This is a genomic window from Sphingomonas sp. GW821-FHT10F11, from assembly GCF_058809095.1.
On record NZ_JBXASH010000003.1, the window covers coordinates 566910 to 578799 of the forward strand.

Annotated in this window: 11 protein-coding genes; 5 read left to right on the forward strand and 6 right to left on the reverse strand. The window is 66.2% G+C overall.

What is annotated here, in order from left to right:
- Positions 1-19 precede the first annotated feature (19 nt).
- Positions 20-1441 (reverse strand): aldehyde dehydrogenase family protein, encoded by a 1422-nt coding sequence (locus AC1RT8_RS13100; RefSeq protein ID WP_493076088.1) that lies wholly within the window; start codon positions 1439-1441, stop codon positions 20-22.
- A 120-nt stretch (positions 1442-1561) separates the two neighbouring features.
- On the opposite strand from AC1RT8_RS13100, the gene AC1RT8_RS13105 reads away from it, so the two are divergent.
- Positions 1562-2536 carry a quinone oxidoreductase family protein gene (locus AC1RT8_RS13105; protein WP_493076089.1) on the forward strand — a complete coding sequence of 325 codons (975 nt, stop codon included), beginning with the start codon at positions 1562-1564 and terminating at the stop codon, positions 2534-2536.
- 34 nt (positions 2537-2570) lie between these two features.
- Here AC1RT8_RS13105 and AC1RT8_RS13110 read toward each other — a convergent pair whose 3' ends face one another.
- The 4 genes from AC1RT8_RS13110 to AC1RT8_RS13125 all read right to left on the reverse strand — a co-directional run bounded on the left by AC1RT8_RS13110 (position 2571) and on the right by AC1RT8_RS13125 (position 7322).
- Positions 2571-4439, reverse strand: coding sequence for an asmA family protein (locus AC1RT8_RS13110; RefSeq protein ID WP_493076090.1), 1869 nt, complete (start codon positions 4437-4439; stop codon positions 2571-2573).
- 129 nt (positions 4440-4568) lie between these two features.
- Positions 4569-5981 carry a type I glutamate--ammonia ligase gene (glnA, locus tag AC1RT8_RS13115; protein WP_493076091.1) on the reverse strand — a complete coding sequence of 471 codons (1413 nt, stop codon included), beginning with the start codon at positions 5979-5981 and terminating at the stop codon, positions 4569-4571.
- A gap of 97 nt (positions 5982-6078) precedes the next feature.
- Entirely contained in the window at positions 6079-6417 is a 339-nt protein-coding gene (locus AC1RT8_RS13120; RefSeq protein WP_332718811.1) for a P-II family nitrogen regulator, read from the reverse strand.
- A 365-nt stretch (positions 6418-6782) separates the two neighbouring features.
- Positions 6783-7322, reverse strand: coding sequence for an RNA 2'-phosphotransferase (locus AC1RT8_RS13125; RefSeq protein ID WP_493076092.1), 540 nt, complete (start codon positions 7320-7322; stop codon positions 6783-6785).
- 91 nt (positions 7323-7413) lie between these two features.
- On the opposite strand from AC1RT8_RS13125, the gene AC1RT8_RS13130 reads away from it, so the two are divergent.
- Both AC1RT8_RS13130 and AC1RT8_RS13135 read left to right on the forward strand, forming a co-directional pair.
- The gene (locus tag AC1RT8_RS13130; RefSeq protein ID WP_493076093.1) at positions 7414-8628 is read left to right on the forward strand and encodes a TCR/Tet family MFS transporter; all 1215 of its coding nucleotides are present in this window, start codon (positions 7414-7416) and stop codon (positions 8626-8628) included.
- 58 nt (positions 8629-8686) lie between these two features.
- Positions 8687-9268, forward strand: coding sequence for a T6SS immunity protein Tdi1 domain-containing protein (locus tag AC1RT8_RS13135; RefSeq protein ID WP_493076094.1), 582 nt, complete (start codon positions 8687-8689; stop codon positions 9266-9268).
- Positions 9269-9297: 29 nt separating this feature from the next.
- Here the strand turns inward: AC1RT8_RS13135 and map are convergent, their stop codons facing one another.
- Entirely contained in the window at positions 9298-10125 is an 828-nt protein-coding gene (gene map, locus AC1RT8_RS13140) for a type I methionyl aminopeptidase (protein WP_493076095.1), read from the reverse strand.
- 65 nt (positions 10126-10190) lie between these two features.
- Here map and AC1RT8_RS13145 point away from each other — a divergent pair, with 65 nt between their 5' ends.
- Complete coding sequence (locus AC1RT8_RS13145; protein ID WP_493076096.1) at positions 10191-10946, forward strand: competence/damage-inducible protein A; 756 nt, start codon at positions 10191-10193, stop codon at positions 10944-10946.
- Positions 10947-11186: 240 nt separating this feature from the next.
- Positions 11187-11873: a lysozyme inhibitor LprI family protein gene (locus AC1RT8_RS13150; protein ID WP_493076097.1), complete on the forward strand. Its 687-nt coding sequence runs from the start codon at positions 11187-11189 to the stop codon at positions 11871-11873.
- The last annotated feature ends 17 nt before the right edge of the window (positions 11874-11890 follow it).

An 11890-nucleotide genomic window follows, 5' to 3' on the forward strand; every position in this document is an offset into this window, starting at 1 on the left:
ATCGATCGAGCGCATCGTGTCACGCAGGCTCGCCCACGACCGTCTTCACCTCCATGAAGTCGGTCAGGCCGTATTTGCCGCCTTCGCGGCCATTGCCCGACTGCTTGTAGCCGCCAAAGGGGCCGCCGCCATCGGGCGCCCAGCTATTGATCGTGACCAGCCCGGCGCGCATCCGCGGCGCGACCTTGGCCGCCGCGGCGGGATCGCCCGAGATTGTCGCGGACAGGCCGTACGGCGTGTCGTTGGCGATGCGGATCGCCTCGTCCTGCGTGTCGTAGGCGGTGATCGTCGCGACCGGCCCGAACGTTTCCTCCTGCGCGATGCGCATGTCGGGCGTCACGCCGGTGAACAGGGTCGGCTTGATGAAATAGCCCGCATTGCGCCCGTCCGGCCGCCCCGTGCCGCCGGTGACGAGCGTCGCGCCCTCGTCGATCGCCGACTGGATCAGCCCCTGGATCTTCTCATACTGAGCCTTGTTCACGACCGGCCCGATATGCGCGCCCATCACCGATGGGTCGCCGACCTGAGTCGCCTCCATCATCGTCTTCACGATCTGGGTCGCGCCTTCGACCTGCGAGGCATGGACCAGCAAGCGCGTCGGCGCGATGCAGCTCTGCCCCGAATTGGCGAGCACGCCCGACACTGTCGGCGGCAGCACTGCCGCGAGATCGGCGCCCTCCAGCACCAGGTTCGGCGCCTTGCCGCCCAGCTCCTGATGCACGCGCTTCACGGTCGCGGCGGCGGCTTGCGCCACCGCAATGCCCGCCCGCGTAGATCCGGTGAAGCTCACCATGTCGACATCCTTATGGCTCGACAGCGCAGCGCCCACGCCCGGCCCATCGCCATTGACCAGATTGAACACGCCGGCAGGCACGCCGGCCTTTTCCAGCACTTCGGCCAGGATCATCGCGCAGGCGGGTGATTCCTCGCTCGGCTTCAGCACCATGGTGTCGCCGGCGGCAAGCGCCGGGGCGACCTTCGCGCAGATCTGGTTGAGCGGCCAATTCCACGGCGTGATCATCGCGACGACGCCCAGCGGCTCGTGCACCACGCGCGCGCGGCCGATCCGCTCCTCGAACTGGAACGCGTTCAGCGCCTTCAGGGTCGACATGAAATGCCCGAGCCCCGCCGGCGCCTGAGCCGCCGTGGCGAAGCCGATCGGCGCACCCATTTCCTGGCTGATCGCGGCGGCGAGATCGGGGATGCGCGCCTTGTACTCCTCGATGATCCGGCCGAGCAGCGCGGCGCGCTCCTCGACTGTGGTCTGCGAATAGCTCTCGAACGCGCGGCGCGCGGCGGCGACCGCCTTGTCGACATCGGCGCTGGTACCGAGCGTGATCTCGGTGCAGGGCTGCTCGGTCGCGGGATCGATCACCTCATGGCGCTTGCCTTCGCTCTCGACCCAGGCGCCGTCGATATATTGCTTGAGGTAGCTCTTCATCCTCGCCTCCGATTTTTGAATTCGCGGTACGGTGTCGCCGCCTAGATGGCGGGCAACGCGAAACGTTGCAACCTGAAACGCGATGACTATGTGCACCTCATCGTATCAGGAGACCGACATATGGCGCGCGTTGCACGGATCGAGCAGACCGGTGGCCCCGAGGTGATTCAATGGGGAGATGTCGACCTGCCCGATCCCGGCCCTGGCGAAGTCCGCGTGCGCACCACGGCAGTCGGGCTCAACTATATCGACGTCTATTTCCGCACCGGCCTCTATCCGTCGCCGCTGCCGAGTGGTCTTGGCAGCGAATCGGTCGGCGTTGTCGAGGCGCTGGGCGAGGGCGTGACGACCCTCGCGGTGGGCGACCGGGTCGGCACCTTCGGCCCGGTGCGTGGCGCCTATGCGACCGAGCGCAACCTGCCCGCCGCGCAGATGCTGAAGATTCCCGACGCGGTGGACGATCGCACCGCGGCGGCGCTGCTGCTCAAAGGCTGCACCGCCGAGTTCCTGGTCGAACGCTGCGCCAGGGTGCAGGCCGGCCAGACCGTGCTGGTCCATGCCGCGGCGGGCGGCGTCGGCCATATCCTGGTCGGCTGGCTCAAGCATATCGGCGCGACCGTGATCGGCACCGTCGGCACCGAGGACAAGGCAGCCCGGGCCAGGGCGGCCGGCGCAGATCATGTGCTGATCCACAAGCAGGTCGATGTCGCGAAGGAAGTCCGTGCGCTGACCGGCGGCAAGGGCGTGCCGGTGATCCTCGATGGCGTCGGCAAGGCGACCTGGCCGGTCTCGCTGGATTCGGCCGCGCGGCGCGGGCTGATCGTCAGCTATGGCAATGCCAGCGGTGCGATCGACGGCGTGGCACTGGGCATCCTGTCCGCCAAGGGATCTTTGTTCGTCAGCCGGCCGACCCTGTTCGATTATTATGTCACGCCCGAGGAGCGGCAGGCCGGCGTCGACCGTCTGTTCGAGATGCTCGCCAGGGGTGCGATCGTGCCCGAGATCGGCCAGACCTTCGCTCTTGAGGATGCGGCCGGCGCCCACCGCGCGCTCGAAGCGGGCGAAACCATAGGCTCGACGGTGCTGATCCCCTGACTGGTCCTCCCCGGCCGAACTCTGGAGGAACAGCCTAGCCCAGCGCCCGCGCGGCCAGCCCCGCGCAATCCGCATCCGTCGCGCGCGGCCCCTGGGTGCCGGCGATCGACCGGCCGATCGCCTTGAAGATATTGCCGACCGATTTCGTGCGCGGGGCGAGCGCGACATCGGGCGTCTTGATCGATCCGCCGATCGTCAGCGACCCTGGCAGGCGCAGCACGCTCTTCTCCTTGGGCGCGCCGGTCACGCGGAGTGCGATCTGCTCGGACGGGAAGCTGATCGTGCCGCTACCGTTCGCCTGGCTGCGTGTCGTATCGATCAGGAACGGATCGGCCGTGCCGACGCCGCGCCGCACGGCAAGCCGGACGATGGCACAGCGCAGGGTCGCGACCTCCTCGTCATCGGTGAACAGCCCGCGGCCAAGATCCAGCCCGAGAAAGGAGGCGATCTTCGCCGGCAGCACCCCGTCGCGCGCGACCAGGCCGATCGTGCCGTCCGACGCGCCGACCATCTCGCGGATCGTGCTGCCCGTGCCGGTCAGGCGGACCCTGCCATCGACTCGCCCGTCCACCTCGCCGCCGCCACCGCCCAGCGTGCCGATGCTGCTCCCGGCAAGCTTCAGGTCGATCCTGACCAGCGGCTCCTTGCGCCCGCCGCGCTGGTCGACGCGCATCGACCCCGTGATGGCGCCGCGGGTCAGGTCGAGCGTGAAGGGCGCGACGCTCATGAGCCGGTGGTCGATCGAGATCGTCCCACGCATCGCGCGCAACGACGAGGGCGCGGTGCTGATCAGCTGACGGACGGTGAAAGCGATCGTCCCGTCGGTGCGGGTGATGCGGCGGATGTTGATCCGCATGTTGGGCACCAGCCTCAGCCCGATCGCCTGGCGTTTGGCCATAGCTGCCGCGGCGCCGGCGCGCGAGGCGAAATCGTCGAAGTCGAGCCGGTTGGAGAAAGCCGCGCCGTCAAGCTTCGTGCGCCCCTCGACCTTGCGCACATCGACATGCCCGGCGATGTCGGACCGGCCGATATAGCCGCTGATTCCGGTCACTTTCCACAGATTGCCGTCGCGCCGGGCATGGGCCTTGAGCTTGACCGGCCGCGTGCCGAACAGGCCGGCCTCGATGATCGAATCGACGAATTTCAGATCGTCGGCGCGGGCGGTCACATCCATGGTCAGCCCGCCCGGATCGAGCGGGGCGTCCATCGCGCCGATGACCGTCATGTCGAGTGCCGCGCCGTGGATTGTCGCCCGGAACGGCCAAGGCTTCCCCTCCGCACCTTCGACCGCCGGGCCGCGCGCCGCGATGGTCACCGGCTCGCCGCGCACCACGCCGGTCCCGGTCAGGGTCACGCCGGCTTTCGGATCGGCGGCGATCTTCGCGGTGAAGGCGCGCTCCTGAAAGGCGTCGCGATAGGTGATGCTGCTGTTCGCGATGCGCAGGCTGGTCAGCGAGAGCGCATCCCCGCCGCCGCCGTCCTGCGCCGGGTCGTCCGGCCTGCTCCAGCTTTTGTGGCGCCGCGCATCGCGGACCAGCACCAGATGAGCGCCGCTGACGTCGATCGTGCCGGGGCGGAAATGTCCGAACAGCAGCGGCAGCACCGGGAAGCGCAGCCGGACGCTGTCGACATTGATCAGGTCGCCGGTGCCGGCCCAGTCGGCCTGGGGTACGCGCAAACGCCGGATGGCGATCGTCGGCGACAGCGAGAATGTATCGAGCCGCTCGACCGATCCGATCGTCACCGGCCGGCCGAACCGGTCGCTCAGCCGGGATTCGATGGTGGATCCGAACAACCCCCATGGCATCATCGCGAGCGCGATCAGCGCGACGACAAGCAGCGCGGCCACGCCCCCGGCGGCGAGATGGAGTCGCCGGTCGGCGAGGACGGTGCGGATGGTCATTGCGGGAAGGACGAACCGAAAGGGGGATTCGTTCCGGAGTGGAAGCCCCTCCCCTGAAGGGGAGGGGCTTGAAACGAGAAAAGGGCGCCCGGATCGCTCCGGACGCCCTCCCTCTCGAAACGGGTTCGATCAGTAGGAATAATACATGTCGTACTCGACCGGGCTCGGGGTCATTTCCCAGCGCGCCACGTCTTCCATCTTCAGCTCGATATAGGATTCGATCTGGTCGGCGGTGAACACGCCGCCCTTGAGCAGGAAGTCGTTGTCGGCGGCCAGATTCTCCAGCGCCTCGCGCAAGCTGGCGCAGACGGTCGGGACCTGGGCGAGTTCTGCCGGCGGCAGGTCGTACAGGTTCTTGTCCATCGCCTCGCCCGGGTGGATGCGGTTCTGGATGCCGTCCAGGCCGGCCATCAGCAGCGCCGCATAGCAGAGATACGGGTTGGCCATCGCGTCGGGGAAGCGCACTTCGACTCGCTTCGCCTTGGCGCCCGTGCCGTACGGGATGCGGCACGATGCCGAGCGGTTGCGCGCCGAATAAGCGAGCAGCACCGGCGCTTCATAGCCCGGGACCAGCCGCTTGTAGCTGTTGGTCGACGGGTTGGTGAAGGCGTTCAGCGCCTTGGCGTGCTTGATGATCCCGCCGATGAAATAGAGGCAGGTGTCGCTCAGGCCCGCATAGCCGTTGCCCGCGAACAGCGGCTTGCCACCGTCCCAGATCGACAGATGGGTGTGCATGCCCGAGCCGTTATCTTCCTTGATCGGCTTCGGCATGAAGGTGACGGTCTTGCCGTACGCCTGCGCGACATTGTGGCAGACATATTTGTAGATCTGCATGCGGTCGGCGGTCAGCGTCAGCGTGCCGAAGGTCAGGCCCAGCTCATGCTGTGCCGCGGCGACCTCATGGTGATGCTTGTCGCAGGGCAGGCCCATTTCGAGCATGGTCGAGACCATCTCGCCGCGGATGTCGGTCGCCGAATCGACCGGCCCGACGGGGAAATAACCGCCCTTGGCGCGGGGACGATGGCCGAGATTGCCGCCCTCATACTCACGGCCGGTATTGGTCGGCAGCTCGATATCGTCGATCTTGTAATAGCTGGTCGCGTAGCTGTTCTCGAACTGGACGTTGTCGAACATGAAGAACTCGGCTTCCGGGCCGATATAGATCGTGTCGCCGATGCCGGTGGTCTTCAGATAGGCTTCCGAGCGCTTCGCGGTCGAGCGCGGGTCGCGGGCATAAAGCTCGCCGGTCGAAGGCTCGACGATGTCGCACACCAGGATCAGCATCGGCGTCGCCGAGAAGGGGTCGGTCCACACCGCGTCCAGATCCGGCTTCAGGATCATGTCGGACTCGTTGATCACCTTCCAGCCCGCGATCGACGATCCGTCGAACATGAAGCCGTCGGTCAGTTCGTCCTCGCCGACGACGGAGGACACCATCGTCAGATGCTGCCACTTGCCCTTTGGATCAGTGAATCGCAGATCGACCCACTCGATCTCCTGGTCCTTGATCAACTTCAGGACGTCGTTCGCCGAATTCGCCATAGTGCCCCATGCCCTTTCTAAATGTCGTTTGCCCGATAGAATCGGGAATCATGTTGTCGCCCCGGAGGGCCCTGCTGTCACAATATGCTGCGTTGCGTCAAATAGCGTCTTCGTTGCGCTCCCCCGTACGGATACGGAGCGCGGTTTCGACCGGAATAACGAAAATCTTGCCGTCGCCGATGCGGCCGGTCTGCGCGGCGGCGGCGATCGCTTCGACCACGCGGTCGGCCAGCGCGTCCTCGACCACGACCTCCAGCTTCACCTTGGGCAGGAAATCCACGACATATTCCGCGCCGCGGTACAGCTCGGTATGGCCCTTCTGGCGGCCGAAGCCCTTGGCCTCGGTGACGGTGATGCCGGACACGCCGACCTCGTGAAGCGCCTCCTTCACCTCGTCCAGCTTGAACGGCTTGATGATAGCCTCGATCTTCTTCACTTCTGTACGCCCCCGGGTAAATGGTTGGCCAGTGTGAGCCGCCATAGGAACGGGACGGCTCTGCCTGTTGGCAACCCTTACAACAAGCGTGCCAGCCGCGCGAGCGAGGAACGGCGCGACGCGATGCCCGATTCGCGGGTTAACAGATGCCTAACGCCCGTGCAGGCGGGCAGCCACTGCCCTATTTTGCGGCAGTGTCCGGCGTTGTCGGTGGAGTGTGCCAATCTCTCATGCCCGTCACCCCGGACTTGTTCCGGGGTCCACCGTGCCGCAAAATCAGCAAGCGTGATGTATGCGGAGCAGTGGATGCCGGAACAAGTCCGGCATGACGGAAGGGAACGAGAGGCCGCTCCGCGGGCCCGAATCTAAACCCCGCCCAAAAACGCCGCCGGCACATGATCGGTCAGCCACACCCCGTTGCCCGTCAGGAAAAACACATGCCCGTCCTTGGCCATCGCGCCGGCCCGCACGGTCAGGATCACCGCTTCGCCCCGACGCGCCCCGACGATCGTCGCGGTCTTCTCATCGGGCGAGAGATGGACATGGTGCCGCCGCATCGGCTTCAGCCCCTCGGCGCGGATCGGCGCGAGGAACCGCTCGACCGTGCCGTGATAGAGCAACTCGGGCGGCTCGGTCTGCGGCCAGCCCAGCTCGACCTCGACTGAATGCCCCTGCCGCGCACGGATGCGGGCGCCGTCGGCGGACAGCTCGAAGCGCTGCTTGTCGCTGCCCTCGACCACGGAGAGCAGGCGCTCCCAGTCGCAGTCGACCCTTTCGGCGGCCAGCGCCGCGAGCACGCTGTCCGTGTCGGTCCAGCCCGCAGGCTCGAGCGTCAGCCCCGCAGCGTCCGGCCGGTGCCGGAGCCAGAAGGACAGGGTCTTGGAAATGGTCTTGTCGTCCGTCATGATTTTTCCATTGTAGCATAGTCGCTAACCCTGATCGCAACGACTGGTGCGGTGCCCGGTCCTCGCCTAGGAGCGGGCGCCGGGGGGAATGATGGCCACAACCGACAATCGGCTGCCGCTGATCGCGTTCATCGTCTTTATCGACATGGCGGGCATCGGGCTGATCATCCCGATCCTGCCCTCTTTGGTCGAGAGCCTTGGCCATACCGACGTCGCGCATGCCGCGCTGATCGGCGGCGAGCTGCTGTTCGCTTATGCCGCGATGCAGTTCCTGTTCGCGCCGGTGATCGGCGGCCTCAGCGATCGCTTCGGGCGGCGGCCGGTGCTGCTCGGCACCTTGGTCGCGCTCGGCGTCGACTATGCGATGATGGCCTGGGCGCCGACGCTTGCCTGGCTGTTCGCCGGGCGGCTGATCTCGGGTGTGATGGGCGCGACCTGGGCCGCGGCGAACAGCTGCATCGCCGACATCTATCCGCCCGAGCAACGCGGCCGGCTGTTCGGGCTGCTCGGCGGGGCAGGGGCCTCGGGATTCGTGCTCGGCCCGGCGATCGGCGGCCTGCTCGGCACTATCGGCCTGCGCCTGCCTTTCGTCGCGGCGAGCGCGCTGGCGCTGACCGGCGCGGCGATCGGCTATGTCATCTTCACCGAGACCTTGCCGCCGGAGCGTCGCCGCCCCTTCACCATGGCGCGCGCCAACCCGTTCGGCACGCTGATCCGCATGACGCGCTATCCCTTCGTGCTGGGCATCCTGGCGACGATCTTCCTGATGCAGCTCGCGGCGCAATCGCAGCTCTCGACCTGGGGCTATTTCCTGATCGCCCGGCTGAACTGGTCGCCGCTCGATATCGGCCTGTCGATCGCGACCTTCGGCATCACCATTGCGATCGCGCAGGGGCTGGTCACCGGGCACGCCATCGCGCGCTTCGGCGAACGGCGCAGCGCGCTGATCAGCCTCGCCTTCGGGCTGCCCAGCTATCTCCTGCTCGCCGTCGCCGGGTCGGGCTGGATGATCTATCTCGCCATCGTCGTCGGTGCGCTGACCGGCGTCGCCTTCCCCGCGATGCAGGGCATGATGAGCACCCGGATCGAGGAGGACGCGCAGGGCGAGCTGCAGGGCGCGGTCGCCAGCACGATCGGCCTGACCTCGATCATCGGCCCGCTGGTGATGACCTGGGTGTTCGGCCATTTCGCCGATGCGAAGGGGGTGTATTTCCCCGGCGCGCCGTTCGTGCTGGCGAGTGGGCTCCTCGTCGCGGCATGGCTGCTGCTGGCCTGGACGATCCGGCGGCATTTCGCGGCAACCTGAAAAGGGGTCAGAGTGATTTTTCTCCGCCCCTCGCGGGGCGATTTCGAAGGGAGGGATGATGTTCGAAGCTTTCCAGAATTCCTTTGTGCGCGACGCAGCGCTTTCGGCCGACAACGACGGCATGGCGCCGCGCTCCACGGTCGCCGGCTGGAACGAGCTGATCTACCGCTTCGGCGGCGGTTCGTTCGGGCAAGGGCTCTACCGCGTGATCCGCGGTTCCGATCTCGACGCGTGGAACGAGCGCGTCGCCGGTGCCTTTCCCGCCTTTGCGGGGCGGATCACCTGTTTCGGTTTCGACTGGCTGGGACGGGCCCTTGCCGTTGATGCCGCGCGGCTGGAAGACGGCGAACCCGGCGTCGTCCTGTTCGAGCCGGGCACGGGCGAGGCACTCGAAATTCCCTGCAGCATCGCGACGTTCCATGACGAGGAGCTGATCGACTATGCCGATGCCGCCCTTGCGGGCGACTTCCACGAAGCCTGGCTCTCGAACGGCGGTTCTGCGCCGCGTCATGACCAGTGCATCGGCTATCGCAAGCCGCTGTTCCTCGGCGGCGGCGACGACCTGGACAATCTCGAGCTGTCCGACATCGATGTCTATTGGCACCTGATGGGTGAACTCATCGGCCGCACCAGGGGTTGAGAATCGCTTGCCGGGGCAGTGAGCGGGCTTCAGGCGTAGGGCGGCTGGTGCAGGCCCTTGGGGCTCGTCGTGAAGATCTCGCAGCCGGTTTCGGTAATGCCGATCGAATGCTCGAACTGCGCCGAAAGCGACCGGTCGCGCGTCACCGCCGTCCAGCCGTCGTCGAGCAGCTTCACGTCGGGCCGGCCGATATTGATCATCGGCTCGATCGTGAAGATCATGCCCGGCTTCAACTCCGGCCCGGTGCCGGGGCGGCCGACATGCACCACTTCGGGCGCATCATGGAACAATTGTCCCAGGCCATGCCCGCAGAAATCGCGCACCACGCCGTAACGATGCTTCTCCGCATGGACCTGGATCGCGTTCGCGACATCGCCCAGATGATTGCCGGGCTTCGCCTGCTCGATGCCGAGCATCAGGCATTCATAGGTCACGTCGACCAGCCGCTTCGCTTTGATCGGCACGTCGCCGATCAGATACATCCGGCTCGAATCGCCGTGCCAGCCGTCGAGGATCGGGGTCACGTCGACATTGACGATATCGCCTGCCTTCAGCGTCTTCTCGCCCGGGATGCCGTGGCACACGACATGGTTGATCGAGATGCAGCTCGAATGGGTATAGCCGCGATAGCCGAGCGTGGCGGGCACACCGCCGCGGTCGACGATGAACTGGCGGATCATGTCGTCGATGTCGGCGGTGGCGACGCCGGGCATCATGTGCGGCACGACCATGTCGAGCGTCTCGGCCGCCAGGCGGCCGGCCTTGTGCATGCCATCGAACGCCGCGCGTCCATGGAGCTTGATCGCGCCGGTGCGGCCGGCGGGCGCATCCGGGGTGACGGTTACATAATCGGTCATGCTTGTGGATATAGCGTGCAACGGTGCACTTTGCGAGGGCGTCGCACGGGTCTATGCGCATGGCCATGAGCGAGCGGATCTGGACGGCGGCATTGGTGGTGATCGGCGACGAGATCCTCTCGGGCCGCACCCAGGACAAGAATGTCGCGCAGGTCGCGGCATGGCTCAACGTGCAGGGCATTCGTCTCGCCGAAGTGCGCGTGGTGCCGGACGTGACGGCGGCGATCGTCGAGGCGGTGAACGCGCTCAGGGTGCGCAACGACTATCTCTTCACCACCGGCGGCATCGGTCCGACTCACGACGACATCACCGTCGATGCGGTCGCCGAGGCGCTGGGCGTGCCGGTCGTCTTCCACCCCGGTGCGCTGGTCGTGATGGAAGCGTATTACCAGAAGCGCGGCGGCCTCACCGAGGCGCGCAAGCGCATGGCCCGCGTGCCCGAAGGCGCCGACCTGATCGAGAACCGCATGTCCGGTGCGCCGGGCATCCGCATCGGCAACATCTTCGTGATGGCGGGCGTGCCGCATATCACCGCGGGCATGCTCGACAGCCTGACCGGCACGCTGGAAGGCGGCCTGCCGGTGATCTCGCGCACCATCGGCTGCTGGGTCGCGGAGAGCGAGGTCGCGATCCTGCTCGGCGAGGTCGAGCACGCGCACAAGGATGTCGCGATCGGCAGCTATCCCTTTTTCCGCGACGGGCGCACCGGCGCCAATTTCGTGGTGCGCTCGACCGACCAGGCGGTGGTGGATGCGTGCATCGCCGATCTGACCGCGCGGCTCGAGGCCGAGGGCAGGGCGGTCGTGGCCGACGGGATCTGAAGCCGATTACGACCAGTCCAATTTATCGTCACCCCGGACTTGTTCCGAGGTCCACCGCACCGCAAACCAAAGTACCGATAAGAGTGCGGAGCAGTGGATGCCGGAACAAGTCCGGCATGACGGAAGCTGAGACTGAACGCGTTTCGATAACCATGATCCGGCCGCGCCCTTCTTCCCGGATCGTTGCGCGCATGACATAATCCGACGGTAGAACATTGTATGGCCAACCCGGAGGCCCTGATGATCGACGTGATTCCCCTGTTGATAGCCGCCCTGTTCGGCGCGCCCGCACCCCAGCAGCAACCCAGCTTCAGCTGCGCCAAGGCGACGCACCCGCTCGAAAAGACGATCTGCGGCAGCGAGGAACTCGCCCTGCTCGATAGCATCGTCGCCGAGGCGTATCGCGAAAAGCTCGCCATCGTGTTCGACAAGGTCGCATTCCGTACGCAACAGCGCAACTGGCAGCAGATCCTGCGCACGCACTGCGCCAAAACCTGCCGCGCCGCCGATGTCGAGCGCGACTATACGCAGCAACGCGCCTTTCTCGAAGGCTTCAAGGAGGAGGACTGGTCGGCGAGCTACAAGACGGCCGACGTCGCCTATCTCCACATCGCGCATGAAGGCCCGATGCAGTTCAGCTTCACGATCAAGCGCGACCTGGAAGGCGACACGTCCGAATCGCTCTGCGCGCTCGCCGGTGCGGAGCAGATCGCGACCTTCTCCGACAAGGGGCCGCCGATCAAGGCGCGCTGGGTCGGTGGCGGCGCCTGCACCGTCGATTTCGGCTTCGATCGCGACAAGACCGGCCATGTCACGCGCATTGCCGTGACGAGTTCGGCCGGCTGCAAGCGCTATTGCTCGAACAAGCTTTATTCGATCGACGATTCCTATACCCCCGACAATATCTGGGCGGCCGGCAACCAATAGTTCACTCACTTTTGGTC

Coding starts and splice junctions, on each gene's coding strand:
- AC1RT8_RS13100 (WP_493076088.1), bottom strand. CDS start 1,441: ATGAAGAGCTACCTCAAGCAATATATCGACGGCGCCTGGGTCGAGAGC.
- AC1RT8_RS13105 (WP_493076089.1), top strand. CDS start 1,562: ATGGCGCGCGTTGCACGGATCGAGCAGACCGGTGGCCCCGAGGTGATT.
- AC1RT8_RS13110 (WP_493076090.1), bottom strand. CDS start 4,439: ATGACCATCCGCACCGTCCTCGCCGACCGGCGACTCCATCTCGCCGCC.
- glnA (WP_493076091.1), bottom strand. CDS start 5,981: ATGGCGAATTCGGCGAACGACGTCCTGAAGTTGATCAAGGACCAGGAG.
- AC1RT8_RS13125 (WP_493076092.1), bottom strand. CDS start 7,322: ATGACGGACGACAAGACCATTTCCAAGACCCTGTCCTTCTGGCTCCGG.
- AC1RT8_RS13130 (WP_493076093.1), top strand. CDS start 7,414: ATGGCCACAACCGACAATCGGCTGCCGCTGATCGCGTTCATCGTCTTT.
- AC1RT8_RS13135 (WP_493076094.1), top strand. CDS start 8,687: ATGTTCGAAGCTTTCCAGAATTCCTTTGTGCGCGACGCAGCGCTTTCG.
- map (WP_493076095.1), bottom strand. CDS start 10,125: ATGACCGATTATGTAACCGTCACCCCGGATGCGCCCGCCGGCCGCACC.
- AC1RT8_RS13145 (WP_493076096.1), top strand. CDS start 10,191: ATGAGCGAGCGGATCTGGACGGCGGCATTGGTGGTGATCGGCGACGAG.
- AC1RT8_RS13150 (WP_493076097.1), top strand. CDS start 11,187: ATGATCGACGTGATTCCCCTGTTGATAGCCGCCCTGTTCGGCGCGCCC.